This window comes from Mycolicibacillus koreensis, assembly GCF_002104795.1.
In the GTDB taxonomy this organism is placed as follows: Bacteria; Actinomycetota; Actinomycetes; order Mycobacteriales; family Mycobacteriaceae; genus Mycobacterium; species Mycobacterium koreense.
This window is the reverse complement of the sequence record NZ_NCXO01000059.1, coordinates 1-18,139: the sequence shown is the minus strand read 5'-3', so window position 1 is coordinate 18,139 and position 18,139 is coordinate 1. Positions and strand designations below refer to the sequence as shown.

The following is an 18,139-nucleotide window of genomic DNA, read 5'->3' as shown; positions in this document are numbered from 1 at the left end:
GCCGGGGAATTACCCCCCGCCGCCGCCGGGGAACTTCGCACCGCCGCCGCCCGGGTACGCGCCGGTGCCCAGCCCGCTGGGTCAGCTGCCGGCCGAGGCGTACACGCCGTGGATCACGCGGGTCGGTGCCTACCTCGTCGACGCGGCCCCGATCGTCGTGGTGATGTTCCTGGTGGCAGTCGTCGTCGGGGCCTCCGGCAGCGCCGGCACGGCCGCGTTCCTCTGGCTGCTGGCCCAACTGGCGGTGCTCGGCTACGGGATCTGGAACTTCGGCTACCGCCAGGGCGTCACCGGCTCGAGCATCGGCAAGTCGGTGCTGAAGTTCAAGGTGGTCGCCGAGGCGACCGGCCAGCCGATCGGTTTCGGCATGTCGATCGTGCGCCAACTCGCCCACGTCGTCGACGGCATCATCTTGGGCATCGGCTATCTGTTCCCGCTGTGGGACGTCAAACGTCAGACCCTGGCCGACAAGATCATGGCCACCGTCTGTCTGCCCCTCGAGCCGACGAACCAGCCCCGACCGTACTGAGCGCCGCCGCGCCGCCCCGGCCACTAGGCTGGAGCGGCGATGACGAAACACCGTGAGCCCCGCCCGCGGGGCCTGTCCACCCGAGCCATCCACGCCGGCTACCGGCCCGACCCGGCCACCGGCGCGGTCAACCCCCCGATCTACGCGAGTAGCACCTTCGCCCAGGACGGGGTCGGCGGGCTGCGCGGCGGCTACGAGTACGCCCGCACCGGCAACCCCACCCGCACCGCGCTGGAGACCGCCCTGGCCGCGGTCGAAGGCGGGCGCTTCGGGCGCGCCTTCGGCTCGGGGATGGCGGCCACCGACTGTGCGCTGCGCGCGCTGCTACGCCCCGGGGATCACCTGATCATCCCCGACGACGCCTACGGCGGCACCTTCCGGCTCATCGACAAGGTCCTCACCGGGTGGGGGATCGGCTACACCCCGGTGGCGCTGGCCGACCTCGACGCGGTCCGCGCGGCGATCACCGACACCACCCGGCTGATCCTGGTGGAGACCCCCACCAACCCGCTGCTGTCGATCGCCGACATCGCCGCGCTCGCCGAGATCGGGCACGGCGCCGGGGCGAAGATCCTCGTCGACAACACCTTCGCCTCCCCGGCGCTGCAGCAGCCGCTGGCGCTCGGCGCCGACGTGGTGCTGCACTCCACCACCAAATACATCGGCGGGCACTCCGATGTGGTCGGCGGGGCGCTGGTCACCGACGACGAGGAGACCGACGCTGCGTTCGCGTTCCTGCAGAACGGCGCCGGGGCGGTGCCCGGACCGTTCGACGCCTACCTGACGCTGCGCGGGCTGAAAACCCTGGTGCTGCGCATGCAGCGGCACAGCGAGAACGCCGCCGCGGTCGCGGAGTTCCTCAGCACCCATCCCGCGGTCGCCACGGTGCTCTACCCGGGGCGGCCCGACCATCCCGGCCACGCGGTGGCCGCCCGGCAGATGAGCGGATTCGGCGGCATGGTGTCGGTGCGGATGCGCGGGGGACGGGCGGCCGCCGAACGCCTCTGCGCCGGCACCGAGATCTTCATCCTCGCCGAATCCCTCGGCGGGGTGGAGTCGCTGATCGAACACCCCGGCGCCATGACCCACGCGTCCACGGCCGGATCACAGCTGGAAGTGCCCGACGATCTGGTGCGGCTGTCGGTCGGCGTCGAGGACGTCGCCGACCTCATCGCCGACCTGGAGCAGGCCCTGGAGCCGGGCCGGTGAGCCCGGCGCCGCGCGGCGGGCTCAGCCGCGGTAGGGCTCGGCGCTGACCAACGTCACCTTGATGGTGTTGCCGTTGGGCACCGTGTAGCTGCGGGTCTCGTCGACCTTCGCGTTGAGCAGCGCCGCCCCCAGCGGGGAGTTCGGCGAATACACCTCGAGTTCGCCCTCCTCGTGCAGACCCTCCTGGCGGGTGGCGATCAGGAAGGTCTCGGTGTCGGACTTGTCGCCGTCGTAGTAGATCGTGACCACCGAGCCGGGCAGCGCCACCCCCGACTGGGTGGGGGCCTCGCCGACCTTGGCGTTGTTGAGCAGATCCTGCAGCTGACGGATCCGGGCCTCCTGCTGGCCCTGTTCCTCGCGGGCCGCGTGGTAGCCGCCGTTCTCGCGCAGGTCGCCCTCTTCGCGGCGGTCGTTGATCTCGGCGGCGATGACGGGACGGTTGGCGATCAACTCGTCGAGTTCGGCCTTGAGTCGATCGTGTGACTCCTGGGTCAGCCAGGTCAGCTGAGTGTCCGTCATCGTGTCACGCTCCTTGTGTGTATGTCTCCGCGACGTCGCTGTCGGCGGCTGCGTGGGCCCACCTGCCGGGACCGATGCGGCTCGCCCGTGTATTGCCGTCTCGGGACGGTTCTAACCTCGCCGGCGGGCGCCCGCGAGAAAAACCGCACTAATGCAGCAATACACGGTCCCAACAGGAACCGTGTATGGACACCAGGATAGCACCGCGGCGCGCGGTGGCGCGGAGAAAACCGCCGCGGGGAAAAGCGACCGCGGCGACGGTCAGGGGCCGCGCAGATAGGCGGGCACATCGGTGCCGCAGCCGTAGATGTCGCCGACGACCGGCGGTTTACCGGAGGTCACCCGGGTGGTCACCACCACCGTCGGCTGCGAGGATGCCGGGATCAGCACCTCCCGGCGCCCGGTTTCGCTGCCGTCTTTGGCGCGGGCGCGCACGATGCACGCCACCGGTGTCGCCGGATCCTGCCTGGTCACACTGATCGTCACCGCCACCGTCCGCTCGTCGAGCAGCTGGTAGCCGACCATTTTCCCGGCCACCTCGGCACGGCTGAACCGCTGGTAGCCGACGACGGCGATGACCGTGCCCGCGGCGATGGCCAGCACCGTCACCGCGATCACCACCCGACGGCGCGGGCTGCGCGCGCGGCGTTGCCGCCCGTAGCGGGCCGGCGGGGGTGTCGGGGGTAACTGTGCGGTTTCGGTCATGGTGGCAGGATCGGCTTTCGTATCGCCCATGCGAGGCGCCATCGACATGATGGAACTATTGGTATTAGAACGTACAGGGCCGGAAACACCTAGGTGAGGCGCGCGTGAACAAACTGCGGTTGATGGCGGTGCATGCCCACCCCGACGACGAGTCCAGCAAGGGGGCGGCGACCCTGGCGCGCTACGCCGACGAAGGCCACCGCGTGCTGGTGGTGACGTTGACCGGGGGCGAGCGCGGCGACATCCTCAACCCCGCCATGGACCTGCCCGAGGTTCGCGGACACATCGCCGACGTGCGCCGCGACGAGATGGCCAAGGCGGCGAGCATCCTCGGCGTCGAACACGCCTGGCTGGGGTTCGTCGACTCCGGGCTGCCCAAGGGCGACCCGCTGCCGCCGCTGCCCGACGACTGCTTCGCGCGGGTGCCGCTGGAGGAGCCCACCGCGGCGCTGGTGCGGCTGGTCCGCGAATTCCGCCCGCACGTGATGACCACCTACGACGAGAACGGCGGCTACCCGCACCCCGACCACATCCGCTGCCACCAGGTGTCGGTGGCCGCCTATGAGGCCGCCGCCGACCATCGGAGCTTCCCCGGCACCGGGGACGTCTGGTCGGTGTCCAAGCTGTACTACAACCACGGCTTCCTGCGGGAACGCATGCAGATGCTGCAGGACGAGTTCGCCCGCCACGGCCAGCGCGGCCCGTTCGAGAAATGGTTGGCGCGCTGGGATCCCGACCACGACGTCTACGCCAAGCGGGTGACCACCCGTGTGCAGTGCGCCGAGTATTTCGCCCAGCGCGACGACGCGCTGCGCGCCCATGCCACCCAGATCGACCCCAACGGTGATTTCTTCGCCGCGCCGATCGCCTGGCAGCAGCGGCTGTGGCCGACCGAAGAGTACGAGCTGGCCCGTTCCCGGGTGCCGGCCGCACTGCCGGAGACCGACCTTTTCGCCGGAATCGAGGACGACGAGTGACCCATCTGTTTTTGACCCTGGCCGCCGGCGCCGTGGCCGCCGACGGGCCCGCCCCCGCCAACACCGGCCCGGAGTTCGGCAAGGCCAGCCCGGTGGGGCTGCTGGTGGTGGCGTTGCTCATCGTGGGCACGGCGCTGCTGATCCGGTCGATGAGCCGGCATCTGAAGAAGCTGCCCGACACCTTCGACCCGGAGCATCCCGAACCCGACCAGGCCACCGACGAAGGCACCCTCGGTGCCGTCGACACCCCCCACGGCGGCGAGCCCGGCGACCGCGCCCACCCGTATGAACCCGGCTGACCGCGCCGGCGGGCGCAACCTGCTCGCCTCGGCGTCGAGTCCGTACCTGCGTCAACACGCCGACAACCCGGTGTGGTGGCGGCCGTGGACGCCGGAGGCGCTCGCCGAGGCGGCCCGCCGGGACGTGCCGATCCTGCTGTCGATCGGCTACGCCGCCTGCCACTGGTGCCATGTGATGGCCCACGAGTCGTTCGCCGACGAGCAGATCGCGGCGGTGATGAACGCCGACTTCGTCTGCATCAAGGTCGACCGGGAGGAACGCCCCGACCTCGACGCGGTGTACATGAGCGCCACGATCGCGTTGACCGGCCAGGGCGGCTGGCCGATGACGTGTTTCCTGACTCCCGACGGCCGGCCGTTCTACTGCGGCACCTACTACCCGAAGGCCGCGTTCGCCGAGCTGCTCGCCGCGGTCACCAACACCTGGGTCCGTCGCCGCGACGAGCTGGAACAGGCCTCCGACCACATCGCCGCCGACCTCGCCGCGCGCCAATCGGGGTTGCCGCCCGGGCAGGCGCCCCTCGACGCCGCCCTGTGTGAGCACGCGGTCGCCGCGGTGCTCGCCGAGGAGGACCCCACCCGCGGCGGGTTCGGTGGCGCGCCGAAGTTCCCGCCGTCGGCGCTGCTGGAGGCGCTGCTGCGCCACCACGAACGCACCGGGGCGCCCGACGCCCTGGCGGCGGTGCGCCGGGCCGGTGAGGCCATGGCGCGCGGCGGCATCTACGACCAGCTGGCCGGCGGGTTCGCCCGCTACAGCGTCGACGACGCCTGGGTGGTGCCGCACTTCGAGAAGATGCTCTACGACAACGCGCTACTGCTGCGCGGCTATGCGCACTGGGCGCGGTGCACCGGCGACCCGCTGGCCCGCCGCGTCACCGCCGCCACCGCCGAATTCCTGCTGTCCGACCTCGGCGTCGGGGAGCTGTTCGCCTCCTCGCTGGACGCCGACACCGCCGGGGTGGAGGGCGCCACCTACCTGTGGACCCCCGCCCAGCTCACCGAGGTCCTCGGCGACGACGACGGCCGGTGGGCGGCGGCGGTGTTCGCCGTGACCGCCGCCGGCACCTTCGAGCGGGGCACCTCGGTGCTGCAGCTGCCCGCCGACCCCGACGACCCGGCCCGGTTCGACCGGGTCCGCACCACCCTGCTGGCGGCGCGCCGCGCCCGCACCCAACCGGCCCGCGACGACAAGGTGGTCACCGCCTGGAACGGGCTGGCGATCACCGCGCTGGCCGAGGCCGCGGTCGCGATCGACGAACCCCGGCTGCTGGCCGCCGCGGCGGCGTGCGCCACCGCGCTGCACGCCACCCATGTCGTCGACGGGCGGCTGCGGCGCACCAGCCTGGCCGGGCAGGTCGGTGACAGCGCCGCCGGCCTCGACGACCACGCCATGTTCGCGGTCGGGCTGTTGACGCTGGCCCAGATCGACGGGGGCACACACTGGCTGGAGGCGGCGCTGGGGCTCATCGACGACGCCGTCGGCCATTTCGTCGACCCCGACACCGAGGGGCGGTGGTTCGACACCGCCGACGACGCCGAGGCGCTGGTGTACCGGCCGTCCGACCCGACCGACGGGGCGACCCCGTCCGGCGCGTCGGCGATCACCGAGGCGCTGCTGTGGGCCGGGGTGCTCGCCGACGACGACCGTGCCGAGCGCTACCGGCGTCTGGCCGCCGCGACGTTGGCGCGGCACGCGGTGCTGCTGGAGCGGGCGCCGCGCGCCGCCGGGCACTGGCTGGCGGTGGCCGAAGCCGCCGTTGCCGGGCCGCTGCAGATCGCGGTGGCCTGCGACCCGACCCGCTCGGCGCTGCTGGCCGAGGCGCGCCGCATCGCCCCCGGCGGGGCCGTCGTCGTCGGCGGGGCGGTGGACTCCGCGCCGCTGCTGGCCGGCCGGGACCGGGTCGACGGCGCCGATGCCGCCTACGTGTGCCGCGGCGCGGTCTGCGGCCTGCCGGTCACCACCGCCGCCGAACTCGCGGCGACGGTGCGCCGGTGATGGTGCGCCGGTGATGGTGCGCGAGTCCGACCGCCGCCGTGTAGCGTGCGGCCCATGACCGCCACCCCGGACACCCAGCGCACCCAGGCCATCACCGACACCGTCCACCGCTACCTCGAGCTGGTGGGCGGGGGCAGCGCCGAGCAACTGGCCGCCCTCTACGCCGACGACGCGACCGTGGAGGACCCGGTCGGCGGTGAGGTGCACATCGGGCGGGAATCGATCCGCCGGTTCTACACCGCGATCGAGAACGCCGACCGGCACTGCGAACTGGTGACGCTGCGGGTGGCCGGCAACGAGGCGGCGTTCGTGTTCGCGTTGACCATCACCGCCGGCGACCACCGGATGCGCATCGAACCGATCGACGTGATGGCGTTCAACGACGACGGCCGGATCGCGGCGATGAAGGCCTACTGGTCGGCGGAGAACATCACCCAGCTGTGAGCCGGGCCGGCCCGGCTCAGTACAGCGCGGCGAACCAGATCGCGATGTACTGGCAGATCGCGGCGATCGCCGTGCAGGCGTGGAAGAACTCGTGGTAGCCGAACGTGGCCGGCCACGGGTCGGGCCATTTCAGCGCGTAGAGGATCGCCCCGACGCTGTAGAACACCCCGCCGACGGCCAGCAGCACCATCGCGGCCACCCCGGCGTGGTGCATGATCGCGGCGATGTAGAACGCCGACACCCAGCCCAGCAGCAGATACAGTGGCACCCCCACCCATTTCGGGGCGGTCGGCCAACACAGCTTGAGCAGCACCCCGGCCAGCGCCCCGCCCCAGACGATCAGCAGCACCAGCTCGCCCTGGGCGGGGGTCATCGCCAGCACCGCGAACGGCGTGTAGGTGCCGGCGATGAACACGAAGATCATCGCGTGGTCGAGGCGTTTCATCCGGATCCGCGCCGACACCGACCGCCAGGTGATGCGGTGGTAGGTGGCGCTGACCGCGAACATCCCCACCACCGACACGGTGTAGATGAACGTCGACAGGCCCGCCTCCAGGCCGGCCAGCGGCCAGGTCACCGCGATCAGGGTGGCGCCCGCGACGACCGCCACGATCGCCGACACCAGGTGAATCCAGCCCCGAGCCCGTGGACGCGCGCCCGCCGGGGCCGGGCCGGACGCCGCCGGTGCGGCCGGCATGTCGGTCTGCATGCTCGTCGGCATGCTCGTCGGCATGCTCACAGTGCCTCCCCGAGTATGCGATTACCGGTCATCATTGTTGCCCACAGTAGTCTGAGTTGCCGTGGCGCTCATTCCTGCACGTCTCAAAGAACCCATGTACCGGGTCTACGAGATGCGGCTGCGTCAGGAACTGGCCGCCAACAAATCCGAGCTGCCCCGCCACATCGCGGTGCTCTGCGACGGCAACCGGCGCTGGGCCCGCGACGCCGGCTACGACGACGTCAGCTACGGCTACCGGATGGGCGCGGCCAAGATCGCCGAGATGCTGCGCTGGTGCCAGGCCGCCGGGATCGAGATGGCCACCGTCTACCTGCTGTCCACGGAGAACCTGCAGCGCGACCCGGAGGAACTCGCCGCGCTCATCGAGATCATCACCGAGGTCGTCGAGGAGATCTGCGCGCCGGACAACCGGTGGAGCGTGCGCACCGTCGGGGATCTGGAGCTGCTCGGCGAGGAGCCGTCACGGCGGCTGCGCGACGCCGTCGAGCGGGCCTCCTCGGCCCCCAACGGCGCCTTCCACGTCAACGTCGCGGTCGGCTACGGCGGTCGCCGTGAGATCGTCGACGCGGTGCGCGCACTGCTCAGCAAGGAGCTGGCCGGCGGTGCCAGCGCCGAACAGCTCATCGAGGCGGTCACCGCCGACGCCATCTCAAAGAACCTCTACACCTCCGGGCAGCCCGACCCCGACCTGGTGATCCGCACCTCCGGCGAGCAGCGGCTCTCCGGGTTCCTGCTGTGGCAGAGCGCCTACTCGGAGATGTGGTTCACCGAGGCGCACTGGCCGGCGTTCCGCCGGGTGGATTTTCTGCGGGCGCTGCGCGACTACGCCGCCCGCAGCCGCCGCTTCGGGCGGTAAACCCGCCGGTCGCAGCGCCCCGCGCGTGCCACACTGGACGACGTGATCGCGCTGTCGGCGCTGGTGTTCTTCCTGAGCTGGTGGCTCGGGCTGTACCTGGTGGCCCGCGACCCGCGCAAACCGGTGCTGGTGTCCGCGGCGATCGGGCTGTGCGGGTTCGCTCTGGTCGTCGCGATCGACGCGGTGCGGGTCACGGTCGCGGTGCCGGTGCTGGGCCGCATCGAGCTGTATCTGACCGCGGTGCCGGCGGTCGCCTGGCTGTCGGTGCTGTTGCAGTGGGCGCAGCCGCGCGACCGGTGGGCGAACCGTCACCGCCGCCGGCTGGTGCTCGCCGCGGTGACCGTGGCGCTGCTGACCGGCGCGACCCTGGCCGGCGGTGTCGACGGCCCGTTGCGCACCGGTCACTGGGTGATGTTCGCGGTCATCTCCACCTCCACCCTGGCCGCCATGGCGGTGGCGCTGCGACGGTCGTCGCGCGCCGCGCGGCCCGGCTCGATGATCGGGATGGTGGTGGTGGCCACGCTGTTCTTCGCGCTGGCCAACGCGATCCTGATCATCCCGCTGGCCCTGATGCCCAGCGCGTTGGCGCTGGCCTCCACCGGGTTCGACGTGCTGCTCCTGGGCGTGGCGGTGGCGGTCTGGGACGCCTTCGACGAGGGCCAGGCGCTGCGCGCCGACATGGCCCGGTCGCTGACGGGTGCGGCCGCGGTGGCCGGGCTCTTCGGCGGGCAGGTGATGCTGGCGATGGCGCTGACCGGTGACCCGGCCCTGACCCTGCTGGAGTTCACCAGCCTGGCGGTCGCGGTGGCGGTGCAGGTGTTCGCCGATCCGCTCACCGGGCTGCTGGACCGCCTGGCGCTGCGCCGGTCCCCGGCGCTGCGTGCCGAACTGGCGGCGCTGCGCAGCACCGAAGCCGCGCTGCCCCGTCGCGCGCCCCACCCGCTGGCCGACATCGACGACGACACGTTCGTCCGGCTCACCCGCCGCGCGCTGGGCCACTACGGCGATCTGGCGAAACTGCTCGCCAGCCCGCTGACCGCGCTGCCGGTCATCGACGAGCGGCTGGCCGCCCGGGGCGCCCCCGACCATCCGCTGGAACGCGCCAACGAACTCAAAACGCTGCTGGCCGAACACATCGAGCGCCTCAAGCCCCGCGGCGACGGCGAGTTCGGCACCACCGAGCAGTGGCGCTACTACAACGCCCTGTATTTCCCGTATGTCGCCGGGGTGCGGGCCTACGCCCAAAACGCCACCGCCGCCGGCCTGGACCCGGTGGCGCGACAGGCCTGGCACTGGCTGGTCACCGAGGTGCCGCAACGGTCGCTGCACAACTGGCAGAACACCGCGGCCCGGCTCATCGCCGCCGACCTGCGTGGCCGCCGGCCGATCGTCGCCGACCGGTGAGACGGCGCTGACCTGCGGTTGGCAGCATCTGGCAGTCGCCGGTGTCGATCTGGCAGTCGCCGCGCCCCGATGCTGGCGGTGTTGATAGCCGACCGACAGTCAGGAGCACCGCCATGACCCGAGGCCACGCCGACCGGCCCGCGACCGCCGAGATCGAGTTGACGATCGGCACCGTGCGCTACCGCGACGAGGGGGCCGGGCCGCCGCTGGTCTTCGTCCACGGCCTGTTGGTCGACGGCGGCCTGTGGCAGCCGGTCGTCGACCGGCTGCGCGACCGGTTCCGCTGCCTGAGCCCGGACTGGCCGCTGGGCGCGCACACCGTGCCCGCCCGCCCCGGCGCCGAGGTCACCCCGCGCGGTGTCGCCCGCGCGATCGGGGAGTTCCTGACCGCGTTGGATCTGCGGGAGGTCACCCTGGTCGCCAACGACACCGGCGGGGCGATCACCCAACTGCTGCTCGCCGAGGGGTGCGACCGGGTGGCGCGGGTGGTGTTGACCCCGTGCGACTCGTTCGACAACTTCCTGCCGCCGGCACTGCGGATCCTGCAGGTCGCGCCGCGGGTGCCGGGGCTGCTCGGCCTCGGCGCGGCGCTGATGCGCCCACCGTGGGTGCAGCGGCTGATCTACCGCACCCTGGGCAAACATCCGGTCGACGCGGCGACCCTGGCGGGCTGGATGCGCCCGTTTCGCACCGACCCGGCGGTGCGCGCCGACGTCGGCCGCTTCCTGCGGGCGGTCGACAGCGCCGACACCCTCGCCGCCGCCGAGCGCCTCGGCGGGTTCGGCGCCCCGGTGCTGCTGCTGTGGCCGCGCAAGGCGCCGTTCTTCCCCTACCGGCACGCCCAGCGGTGGGCGCAGATCCTGCCGGACGCCACCCTGGTGGAGGTGCCCGACAGTCGCACCTTCGTCTGCCGCGACCAGCCGGCGTTCACCGCCGAACAGATCGCGGCGTTCGTCGGCGCCGCCTCCGGGGTGCGCTGAGAACCCGGGTGCGCTGGAGATTTACAGTTTGCGCAGCCGCAGCCGGTTGATGGTGTGATCGGCGTCCTTGCGCAGCACCAGGGTGGCGCGCGGGCGGGTGGGCAGGATGTTCTCGATCAGGTTGGGGCGGTTGATCGAACGCCAGATGTCTTTGGCGGCCAGCACCGCCTTGCGGTCGCTCAACGCCGAGTAGTGGTGGAAATGCGACGCCGGGTCGGCGAACGCGGTGGACCGCATCGCCAAGAACCGGGAGACATACCAGTGCTCGATGTCCTCGATGCGGGCGTCGACGTACAGCGAGAAGTCGAACAGGTCGGAGACCATCAGTGTGGGTCCGGTCTGCAACACGTTGAGCCCCTCCAGGATGAGGATGTCGGGGTGGCGCACCACCTGCTTCTCCCCGGGGATGACGTCGTAGTGCAGATGGGAGTAGACCGGCGCGCACGCGTAGTCCGAGCCCGATTTCACCGCGGTGACAAAGCGCATCAACGCCCGCCGGTTGTAGGACTCCGGAAAGCCCTTGCGGTGCATGAGGTTGCGCCGCTCCAACTCGGCGTTGGGATACAAAAACCCGTCGGTGGTCACCAGATCCACCCTCGGGTGGTGATCCCAGCGGGCCAGCAGCGCCTGCAGCAGACGCGCGGTCGTCGATTTGCCGACCGCCACGCTGCCGGCCACCCCGATGATGAACGGCACCGGCCGGTCCGGGTTTTTCGGCGGTTCGCCGAGGAACTCCGCAGTCGCGGCGAACAGTCCCTGCCGGGCGGCCACCTGCAGGTGCAGCAGACGCGCCAGCGGCAGGTAGACCTCTTCGACTTCGGCGAGGTCGACCTGTTCGCCGAGCCCGCGCAGGCTGAGCACCTCTTCCTCGGTCAGCGGCAGCGGCGTGGACATACGCAGCGCACGCCACTCTTTCCGGTTGAACTCCACGTAGGGGCTCGGCTCGCTCAGCCGCGGCATGACGCCAGTCTTGCAGCCCCGCCGCGGCGCGACGCACCGGGGATGCCGCTAGCGTGGGCGGTCATGACGACCGTCTCGGACACCGACACCGTGATCCGGGAGTATCTGCTGCTGGGTCTGCGCTTCGACCGCATCGAACCGGGCTATGTGGACTCCTACACCGGGGACCCGGCGCTGCGGGCGCTCGTCGACAACGAGCCGCCCCCCGACCCCGCCGAGCTGGCCACCCGCGCCGAAGCGCTGATCGCCGACCTGCCCGGCGGACTCAGCGCCACCCGCGCCGACTACCTGCGTGCCCACCTGGTCGCGTTGGCGTGCGCGGGCCGCAAATTCGCCGGGCAGCCGGTCGGGTTCGTCACCGAGGTGCGGGCCTACTTCGACGTCGACATCGCCAAGGGCGACCCCGACCGGTACCGCGCGGCGCACACCCGCCTCGACGAGGCGCTGGGCGGGACCGGGACGCTGGCCGACCGGATGGCCGACTACCGGCGCGGCGAGCAGATCCCGCCGCAGCGCCTGGCGGACTGCATCCACGCGTTCTCCTCGGCGCTGCGTGACCGGGTGCGCGTCGACTATCCGCTGCCGGAGACCGAGACCGTCGACTACGAGGTGGTCACCGACAAACCGTGGTCGGGGTTCAACTACTACCGCGGCGGCTACCGGTCCACGGTCGCGGTCAACGGCGACCTCAAACAGCTGATGTCGAACCTGCCGCGGCTGGTGGCCCACGAGTCGTATCCGGGCCATCACACCGAGCACTGCCGCAAGGAGGCCGGGCTCGTCACCCGGCTCGGCCAGGCCGAACAGACCCTGTTTCTGGTCAACACCCCCCAGTGCCTGATGGCCGAGGGGCTCGCCGACCTGGCGCTGCATGCCGCGGTCGGCCCCGACTGGGGGCCGTGGGCCGCTGAGATCTACGCCGACCTGGGGTTGCGCTTCGACGCCGAGCGGGCCGTCGCGGTCGCCGAGGCGACCGCGGCGCTCGCCGACGTGCGCCAGGACGCCGCGCTGATGCTGCACGACGAGCACCGCGACGAGACCGAGGTGGCGGCGTTTTTGCGGCGCTGGCTGCTCGTCGACGACACCCGGGCGCGCCAGATGCTGCGCTTTGTGTCCTCCCCGCTGTGGCGGGCCTACACCTCCACCTACGTGGAGGGCTACCGGCTGCTGCGGGCCTGGTTGGACGACCGCCCGCCGACGGTCAGCCTCACCGAACGGTTCACCCGGCTGCTCGACGAGCCGCTGATCCCCTCCGCGCTGCGCTGATCCGGTCAGGCGCGGTCAGGAACCCAGCCAGGAGTCCTGCGGGGTGAGAAGGAACGACACCGGGGCGTTGCGGGTGCAGTACACGCCGTTGTCCGGCGTCGTCGCGCAGCGGACGCCGTGGTACTCCAGGTAATTGTTCGCCGGCAGCACCCGCTGCGGTCCGCCCGCGGCGAAACGCGGCTGATCGGTCTGGTCGAAGTGCGGCAGCCCGTCGCCGGGGAACCAGCCGACCTGGTTGGTTCCCGCCGGTGAGCCCGGAATCGGGCCGGTGCAGCCGAAGCTGCCGTTGTCCCAGATCCCGCACGGCAGCCCGGTCGGGCTGGAGAACCAGATCCCGGGCTGGTTGTCGAGTTTGAACCCTTCGAAGTCGAGCTTGGCGTAGCGACTGATGTCCGGATACGGCGGCGGGTCGGCCTGGGCCGCCGGCAGCCATCCCACAGCTGCCATCCCGGCCGCCAATCCCGCACCGGCGATCATGCGTGTGAGCATCACAACCTCCTTCGGTCCGGCGGACCGCTCCGCATCCGGGGACCCGCTGGGCTCAATTATCGGACGCCGCCGGGGTGGCCGGACACGTTTTTCGCCACCCGTCGGCGCCGGTGGCTGGTTGCGGTGCGGCGAGCCTCGCGTGACAGACTGGAGGACGTGACTGCCGCACCGCACGCCCGCCCCGACACCGCCACCATGTCCGCGCCGTTGGACCAGGTCGACCCGGACATCGCCGAGCTGCTCGGCAAGGAACTGGGCCGTCAGCGCGACACCCTGGAGATGATCGCCTCGGAGAACTTCGTGCCGCGCGCGGTGCTGCAGGCCCAGGGCAGCGTGCTGACCAACAAGTACGCCGAGGGGCTGCCGGGCCGGCGCTACTACGGCGGCTGCGAGTACGTCGACGTGGTGGAGAACATCGCCCGCGACCGGGCCAAGGAGCTGTTCGGCGCCGAGTTCGCCAACGTCCAACCGCACGCCGGCGCCCAGGCCAACGCCGCGGTGCTGCACGCGTTGATGAGCCCGGGGGAGCGGCTGCTCGGCCTGGACCTGGCCAACGGCGGGCACCTGACCCACGGCATGCGGCTGAACTTCTCCGGCAAGCTGTACGAGACCGCGTTCTACGGGGTGGACCCGCAGACCCACCGCATCGACATGGACGCGGTGCGTGCGCAGGCCCGCGAATTCCGGCCCAAGGTCCTCATCGCCGGCTGGTCGGCCTACCCGCGCACGCTGGACTTCGCGGCGTTCCGCGCGATCGCCGACGAGGTCGGGGCGACGTTGTGGGTGGACATGGCCCACTTCGCCGGGCTGGTCGCCGCCGGGCTGCATCCCTCGCCGGTGCCGCACGCCCAGGTGGTCTCCACCACCGTGCACAAGACCCTCGGCGGGCCCCGCTCCGGGCTGATCCTGGGCCAAAAGGAGTACGCCAAGGCGATCAACTCGGCGGTCTTCCCCGGTCAGCAGGGTGGGCCGCTGATGCACGCGATCGCCGCGAAGGCTGTCGCACTGAAAATCGCCGGCACCGAGGAGTTCGCCGAGCGGCAGCGCCGGGTGGTGTCGGGGGCGAAGATCCTCGCCGAACGGCTGCTGGCCGACGACGTCGCCGCCGCCGGTGTGTCGGTGGTCTCCGGCGGCACCGACGTGCACCTGGTCCTGGTGGATCTGCGGAACTCCCCGCTGGACGGTCAGGCGGCCGAGGACCTGCTGCACGAGATCGGCATCACCGTCAACCGCAACGCCGTCCCCAACGACCCCCGCCCGCCGATGGTCACCTCCGGGCTGCGGATCGGCACCCCGGCGCTGGCCACCCGCGGCTTCGGCGACACCGAGTTCAGCGAGGTCGCCGACGTCATCGCCACCGCACTGGCCGCCGGTTCGGGTGCCGATGTGGCCGCGCTGCGGGCCCGGGTGACCAAGCTCGCGCAGGACTTCCCGCTCTACGACGGCCTGGAGGACTGGCCGCTGGTCGGCCGACACGCCTGATTTCACATTTGGCGTAAACCTCGGTTACAGTTACCCAATGGCACAGAAACCTGTCGCTAACGCGCTGACGCTGGAACTCGACCCGATCGTGGAGCAGAACTACGACCGGCACCTCAACACCGAGGACATCTGGTTCGCGCACGACTACGTCCCGTTCGAGCAGGGCGAGAACTTCGCGTTCCTCGGTGGCCGGGACTGGGACGAGTCGCAGGCCAGCCTGCCGCGCACCATCACCGACGGGTGCGAGATCCTGCTGCTGCTCAAAGACAGTTTGGCCGGCTATCACCGGGAGCTCGTCGAGCACTTCATCCTCGAGGACAACTGGGCCACCTGGATCGGCCGCTGGACCGCCGAGGAGCACCTGCATGCGATCGCGCTGCGGGAATACCTGGTGGTCACCCGCGAGATCGACCCGACCGCCAACGAGCAGGCCCGTGTCGAGCACGTGATGAAGGGCTACCGCGGCGACCGGCTCAACCAGATCGAGACGCTGGCGTTCATGGCGTTCTTCGAGCGCGAACACGTGGTGTTCTGCCGCAACCTGCAATCCCACATCGAGGAGCCGGTGCTCAACGGGCTGATCGACCGGATCGCCAAGGACGAGCAGCGCCACGAGGAGTTCTTCGCCAACCTGGTGGCGCACTGCCTGCAGAACCACCGCGACGAGACGATCGCCGCGATCGCCTCGCAGGCCGAGGCCCTGCAGGTGCTCGGCGCCGACATCGATCCCTTCGCCGACAAGGTCGCCGCGATGGCCGAGGCCAACATCTTCGGCCCCGACCAGCTGCGCCAGGTCATCGCCGACCGGATCACCGCCTGGGGGCTGGCCGATGCCCCCGAGCTCGCCCAGTACGTCTGAGGACGCCCGGCCGGGCCGACCACGGTCAAACAGGGCCGACCGGGATTCGCCTGACGTTCACCGTCGCGTCGACCGCGCCCCGGCGCGCCTGCGCTGCAGGCCCGCTGCTGCGGGGGTAGCGTCGGGAGGCGATGGCTAGCGACATGCTCTGCTATCCGGGCGGTACCCACCGTTACGTCCACGGCGGGACCGGCCCCGGTCCCGGTGCCGCCGGCCCCGTCGAACGGTTCGCGCGGGGTCGCGCGGACCATCCTGGAGCGTTCCGTGACTGATTCGCCGTCGGTTTCCCGCGTCCGCACCTACGTGCTGGACACCTCGGTGCTGCTGTCCGATCCGTGGGCGTGCACCCGGTTTGCCGAGCACGAAGTCATCGTGCCGCTGGTCGTGATCAGCGAGCTGGAGGCCAAGCGCCATCACCACGAGCTGGGCTGGTTCGCCCGTCAGGCGCTGCGTCTCTTCGACGACCTGCGGCTGCAGCACGGCCGGTTGGATGAGCCCGTTCCCATTGGGACGCAAGGCGGTACGTTGCACGTCGAGCTCAACCACAGCGATCCCGCCGTGTTGCCGGCGGGTTTCCGCAGCGACAGCAACGACTCGCGGATCCTGACCTGCGCGGCCAATCTGGCCGCCGAGGGCCGGCGGGTGACGCTGGTGAGCAAGGACATCCCGCTGCGGGTCAAGGCCGCCGCGGTCGGGCTGGCCGCCGACGAATACCACGCCCAGGACGTCGTCACCTCCGGGTGGACCGGGATGACCGAGCTGGAGACGCTGCCCGGCGACATCGACACCCTGTTCGCCGAGGGTGAGGCCGACCTGGCCGAAGCGCGGGATCTGCCGTGCCACACCGGTGTTCGGTTACTCGGCGGCAATTCCCATGCGCTGGGCAGGGTCAACGCCGATAAGCGCGTGCAACTGGTGCGCGGTGACCGCGAGGCGTTCGGGCTGCGCGGACGCTCCGCCGAACAGCGGGTCGCGCTGGACCTGCTGCTCGACGAATCGGTGGGCATCGTGTCGCTGGGCGGCAAGGCCGGCACCGGAAAGTCCGCGTTGGCGCTGTGCGCAGGTTTGGAGGCGGTGCTGGAACGGCGGACGCAACGCAAGGTGGTGGTGTTCCGCCCGCTCTACGCCGTCGGCGGACAGGAACTGGGCTACCTGCCCGGCAGCGAGAGCGAGAAGATGGGGCCGTGGGCCCAGGCGGTCTTCGACACCCTGGAGGGGCTGGCCAGTCCGGCCGTGCTGGAGGAGGTGGCCTCCCGCGGGATGCTGGAAGTGTTGCCGCTCACCCACATTCGGGGCCGCTCCCTGCACGACTCGTTCGTCATCGTCGACGAGGCGCAGTCCCTGGAACGCAACGTGCTGCTCACGGTGCTCTCCCGGCTCGGCGCCGGATCGCGGGTCGTGCTCACCCACGACGTCGCTCAGCGTGACAACCTGCGGGTGGGTCGCCACGACGGGGTGGCCGCGGTGATCGAGAAACTCAAGGGGCATCCGCTGTTCGCCCACATCACGTTGCTGCGCAGCGAACGGTCCCCGATCGCCGCGCTGGTCACCGAGATGCTCGAGGAGATCAACCCCGCGACGTTGCCGTAGGCGCCGCGGGGCGGTCAGCCCCGCTCGACGGTGAGTCCGGCGATGATGGCGTCGACGGCGCTTTGGCTGGCGGCGTCGCCGATCGGGTGGGTCGCCAAGAAGAAGGTGACCGGTTCGGTCTTCACCGCGATGACCGTCACCACGTCCCCGGGCAGGCCGCGGGTGGCGTCGCCGATGGTGACGTCGGCGTCGACGCGGGCGGCGTCGACCCCGTCGACGGTGACCTTGGAGGTCTTCGGGGTGTTCAGTGTGGGGTCCGCCCCGTCGTAGCCGGGCCCGTCGGCCACACAGGTGAGCAGCTTGGAGGCCTGTTCGGTGATGTCCATGCTGGCCACCAGGTTGGACTCGCCGACCACGGCCTCCATCATCCAGTCCTTGGCGGTGGGCACCGGGCGGGCGACCCCGACCACGCCGATGCCGTTGGGCACGTTGGTGTCGGCGATGACCTGCCAGCCCGGCGCGAGGCTCACCGGGAAGCCCAACGCGCCGGCCCGTGCCTGGTCGCCGGTGAGATCACCGCCGGAGACGTTGGCGGTGCAGTCGGTGGCGTTCTGCTTTCCGTCGGACTTCGACGACGGCGATGTCGACGGAGCGCTGGAGGGGGTGCTCGTCGGGCTCTGCGGGGTCATCGACACCGGCGGGGAGGTGCTCAGCTCGGGGGTGGTGGGGCCGGTGGCGGTGTCGTCGCCGTCGTCGCGCAGCGCGAAGACCGCGGTGACCGCCAGGATCGCGACCACCAGCACCCCGGCCACGATCCCGATCACCATCGGCGTCTTCGACGGCGGTGGCGGTGGGGGCGGCTCGCCGCCGCCCCCCCCGGTGTCTTATACACAACA

The 18,139-nt window shown here is 71.2% G+C and carries 19 protein-coding genes; 13 read left to right on the top strand and 6 right to left on the bottom strand.

The genetic code is table 11. The annotated features are described in order from the left end of the window. Together B8W67_RS18180 and B8W67_RS18175 are read left to right on the top strand one after the other, a co-directional pair. A partial coding sequence (locus tag B8W67_RS18180; protein ID WP_085305494.1) for an RDD family protein occupies positions 1 to 529 on the top strand: 529 nt, incomplete at its 5' end. 39 nt (positions 530 to 568) lie between these two features. Next, a complete protein-coding gene (locus B8W67_RS18175; protein ID WP_069392484.1) occupies positions 569 to 1,738 on the top strand; it encodes a cystathionine gamma-synthase in 1,170 nt (389 codons plus the stop codon). Positions 1,739 to 1,759: 21 nt separating this feature from the next. On the opposite strand, the gene greA is transcribed toward B8W67_RS18175, so the two are convergent. Both greA and B8W67_RS18165 read right to left on the bottom strand, forming a co-directional pair. Continuing rightward, the gene (gene greA / locus B8W67_RS18170; protein WP_069392485.1) at positions 1,760 to 2,257 is read right to left on the bottom strand and encodes a transcription elongation factor GreA; all 498 of its coding nucleotides are present in this window, start codon (positions 2,255 to 2,257) and stop codon (positions 1,760 to 1,762) included. Positions 2,258 to 2,518: 261 nt separating this feature from the next. After that, the gene (locus B8W67_RS18165; protein WP_085305492.1) at positions 2,519 to 2,962 is read right to left on the bottom strand and encodes a DUF4307 domain-containing protein; all 444 of its coding nucleotides are present in this window, start codon (positions 2,960 to 2,962) and stop codon (positions 2,519 to 2,521) included. A gap of 104 nt (positions 2,963 to 3,066) precedes the next feature. Between B8W67_RS18165 and mca the strand changes: the two genes are divergently transcribed. From mca to B8W67_RS18145, 4 genes are read left to right on the top strand one after another with little or no spacing between them, the layout of a single operon-like run. Then, on the top strand, positions 3,067 to 3,939 hold the full coding sequence (mca, locus tag B8W67_RS18160; RefSeq protein WP_085305488.1) for a mycothiol conjugate amidase Mca: 873 nt from the start codon (positions 3,067 to 3,069) through the stop codon (positions 3,937 to 3,939). After that, on the top strand, positions 3,936 to 4,238 hold the full coding sequence (locus B8W67_RS18155) for a hypothetical protein (protein WP_069392487.1): 303 nt from the start codon (positions 3,936 to 3,938) through the stop codon (positions 4,236 to 4,238). Before mca ends, B8W67_RS18155 begins: the two co-directional genes overlap by 4 nt. Beyond that, positions 4,225 to 6,234 carry a thioredoxin domain-containing protein gene (locus tag B8W67_RS18150; RefSeq protein WP_085305486.1) on the top strand — a complete coding sequence of 670 codons (2,010 nt, stop codon included), beginning with the start codon at positions 4,225 to 4,227 and terminating at the stop codon, positions 6,232 to 6,234. Before B8W67_RS18155 ends, B8W67_RS18150 begins: the two co-directional genes overlap by 14 nt. A 54-nt stretch (positions 6,235 to 6,288) precedes the next feature. Beyond that, positions 6,289 to 6,678: a nuclear transport factor 2 family protein gene (locus B8W67_RS18145; RefSeq protein ID WP_069392489.1), complete on the top strand. Its 390-nt coding sequence runs from the start codon at positions 6,289 to 6,291 to the stop codon at positions 6,676 to 6,678. A gap of 16 nt (positions 6,679 to 6,694) precedes the next feature. Here B8W67_RS18145 and trhA read toward each other — a convergent pair whose 3' ends face one another. Further along, a complete protein-coding gene (gene trhA / locus B8W67_RS18140) occupies positions 6,695 to 7,411 on the bottom strand; it encodes a PAQR family membrane homeostasis protein TrhA (protein ID WP_174254803.1) in 717 nt (238 codons plus the stop codon). Between the two features lie 67 nt (positions 7,412 to 7,478). Between trhA and B8W67_RS18135 the strand changes: the two genes are divergently transcribed. From B8W67_RS18135 to B8W67_RS18125, 3 genes are all read left to right on the top strand, one after another. Continuing rightward, positions 7,479 to 8,273 (top strand): (2Z,6E)-farnesyl diphosphate synthase, encoded by a 795-nt coding sequence (locus B8W67_RS18135; protein ID WP_085305484.1) that lies wholly within the window; start codon positions 7,479 to 7,481, stop codon positions 8,271 to 8,273. 42 nt (positions 8,274 to 8,315) lie between these two features. After that, positions 8,316 to 9,677, top strand: a complete 1,362-nt coding sequence (locus tag B8W67_RS18130) for a hypothetical protein (protein WP_069392492.1) — start codon at positions 8,316 to 8,318, stop codon at positions 9,675 to 9,677. A 113-nt stretch (positions 9,678 to 9,790) separates the two neighbouring features. Further along, positions 9,791 to 10,657, top strand: a complete 867-nt coding sequence (locus tag B8W67_RS18125; protein ID WP_085305482.1) for an alpha/beta fold hydrolase — start codon at positions 9,791 to 9,793, stop codon at positions 10,655 to 10,657. Positions 10,658 to 10,678: 21 nt separating this feature from the next. Here the strand turns inward: B8W67_RS18125 and coaA are convergent, their stop codons facing one another. Continuing rightward, the gene (gene coaA / locus B8W67_RS18120; protein ID WP_069392494.1) at positions 10,679 to 11,617 is read right to left on the bottom strand and encodes a type I pantothenate kinase; all 939 of its coding nucleotides are present in this window, start codon (positions 11,615 to 11,617) and stop codon (positions 10,679 to 10,681) included. Positions 11,618 to 11,680: 63 nt separating this feature from the next. Between coaA and B8W67_RS18115 the strand changes: the two genes are divergently transcribed. Next, positions 11,681 to 12,883 carry a DUF885 domain-containing protein gene (locus tag B8W67_RS18115; protein WP_085305480.1) on the top strand — a complete coding sequence of 401 codons (1,203 nt, stop codon included), beginning with the start codon at positions 11,681 to 11,683 and terminating at the stop codon, positions 12,881 to 12,883. 15 nt (positions 12,884 to 12,898) lie between these two features. On the opposite strand, the gene B8W67_RS18110 is transcribed toward B8W67_RS18115, so the two are convergent. Beyond that, positions 12,899 to 13,372: a hypothetical protein gene (locus B8W67_RS18110; protein WP_085305478.1), complete on the bottom strand. Its 474-nt coding sequence runs from the start codon at positions 13,370 to 13,372 to the stop codon at positions 12,899 to 12,901. A gap of 195 nt (positions 13,373 to 13,567) precedes the next feature. Here B8W67_RS18110 and glyA point away from each other — a divergent pair, with 195 nt between their 5' ends. The 3 genes from glyA to B8W67_RS18095 all read left to right on the top strand — a co-directional run bounded on the left by glyA (position 13,568) and on the right by B8W67_RS18095 (position 17,303). Beyond that, entirely contained in the window at positions 13,568 to 14,854 is a 1,287-nt protein-coding gene (glyA, locus tag B8W67_RS18105; protein ID WP_069392543.1) for a serine hydroxymethyltransferase, read from the top strand. Positions 14,855 to 14,891: 37 nt separating this feature from the next. After that, entirely contained in the window at positions 14,892 to 15,713 is an 822-nt protein-coding gene (locus B8W67_RS18100; RefSeq protein WP_085305476.1) for an acyl-ACP desaturase, read from the top strand. A 264-nt stretch (positions 15,714 to 15,977) separates the two neighbouring features. Continuing rightward, complete coding sequence (locus B8W67_RS18095) at positions 15,978 to 17,303, top strand: RNA 5'-3' helicase PhoH2 (protein ID WP_069392544.1); 1,326 nt, start codon at positions 15,978 to 15,980, stop codon at positions 17,301 to 17,303. A 14-nt stretch (positions 17,304 to 17,317) separates the two neighbouring features. Here B8W67_RS18095 and B8W67_RS18090 read toward each other — a convergent pair whose 3' ends face one another. Continuing rightward, on the bottom strand, positions 17,318 to 18,070 hold the full coding sequence (locus B8W67_RS18090) for a hypothetical protein (RefSeq protein WP_109561833.1): 753 nt from the start codon (positions 18,068 to 18,070) through the stop codon (positions 17,318 to 17,320). Positions 18,071 to 18,139: the final 69 nt, after the last annotated feature.

Coding starts and splice junctions, on each gene's coding strand:
- B8W67_RS18175 (WP_069392484.1), top strand. CDS start 569: ATGACGAAACACCGTGAGCCCCGCCCGCGGGGCCTGTCCACCCGAGCC.
- greA (WP_069392485.1), bottom strand. CDS start 2,257: ATGACGGACACTCAGCTGACCTGGCTGACCCAGGAGTCACACGATCGA.
- B8W67_RS18165 (WP_085305492.1), bottom strand. CDS start 2,962: ATGACCGAAACCGCACAGTTACCCCCGACACCCCCGCCGGCCCGCTAC.
- B8W67_RS18150 (WP_085305486.1), top strand. CDS start 4,225: ATGAACCCGGCTGACCGCGCCGGCGGGCGCAACCTGCTCGCCTCGGCG.
- B8W67_RS18145 (WP_069392489.1), top strand. CDS start 6,289: ATGACCGCCACCCCGGACACCCAGCGCACCCAGGCCATCACCGACACC.
- trhA (WP_174254803.1), bottom strand. CDS start 7,411: ATGCCGACGAGCATGCCGACGAGCATGCAGACCGACATGCCGGCCGCA.
- B8W67_RS18125 (WP_085305482.1), top strand. CDS start 9,791: ATGACCCGAGGCCACGCCGACCGGCCCGCGACCGCCGAGATCGAGTTG.
- coaA (WP_069392494.1), bottom strand. CDS start 11,617: ATGCCGCGGCTGAGCGAGCCGAGCCCCTACGTGGAGTTCAACCGGAAA.
- B8W67_RS18115 (WP_085305480.1), top strand. CDS start 11,681: ATGACGACCGTCTCGGACACCGACACCGTGATCCGGGAGTATCTGCTG.
- B8W67_RS18110 (WP_085305478.1), bottom strand. CDS start 13,372: ATGCTCACACGCATGATCGCCGGTGCGGGATTGGCGGCCGGGATGGCA.
- glyA (WP_069392543.1), top strand. CDS start 13,568: ATGTCCGCGCCGTTGGACCAGGTCGACCCGGACATCGCCGAGCTGCTC.
- B8W67_RS18100 (WP_085305476.1), top strand. CDS start 14,892: ATGGCACAGAAACCTGTCGCTAACGCGCTGACGCTGGAACTCGACCCG.
- B8W67_RS18090 (WP_109561833.1), bottom strand. CDS start 18,070: ATGGTGATCGGGATCGTGGCCGGGGTGCTGGTGGTCGCGATCCTGGCG.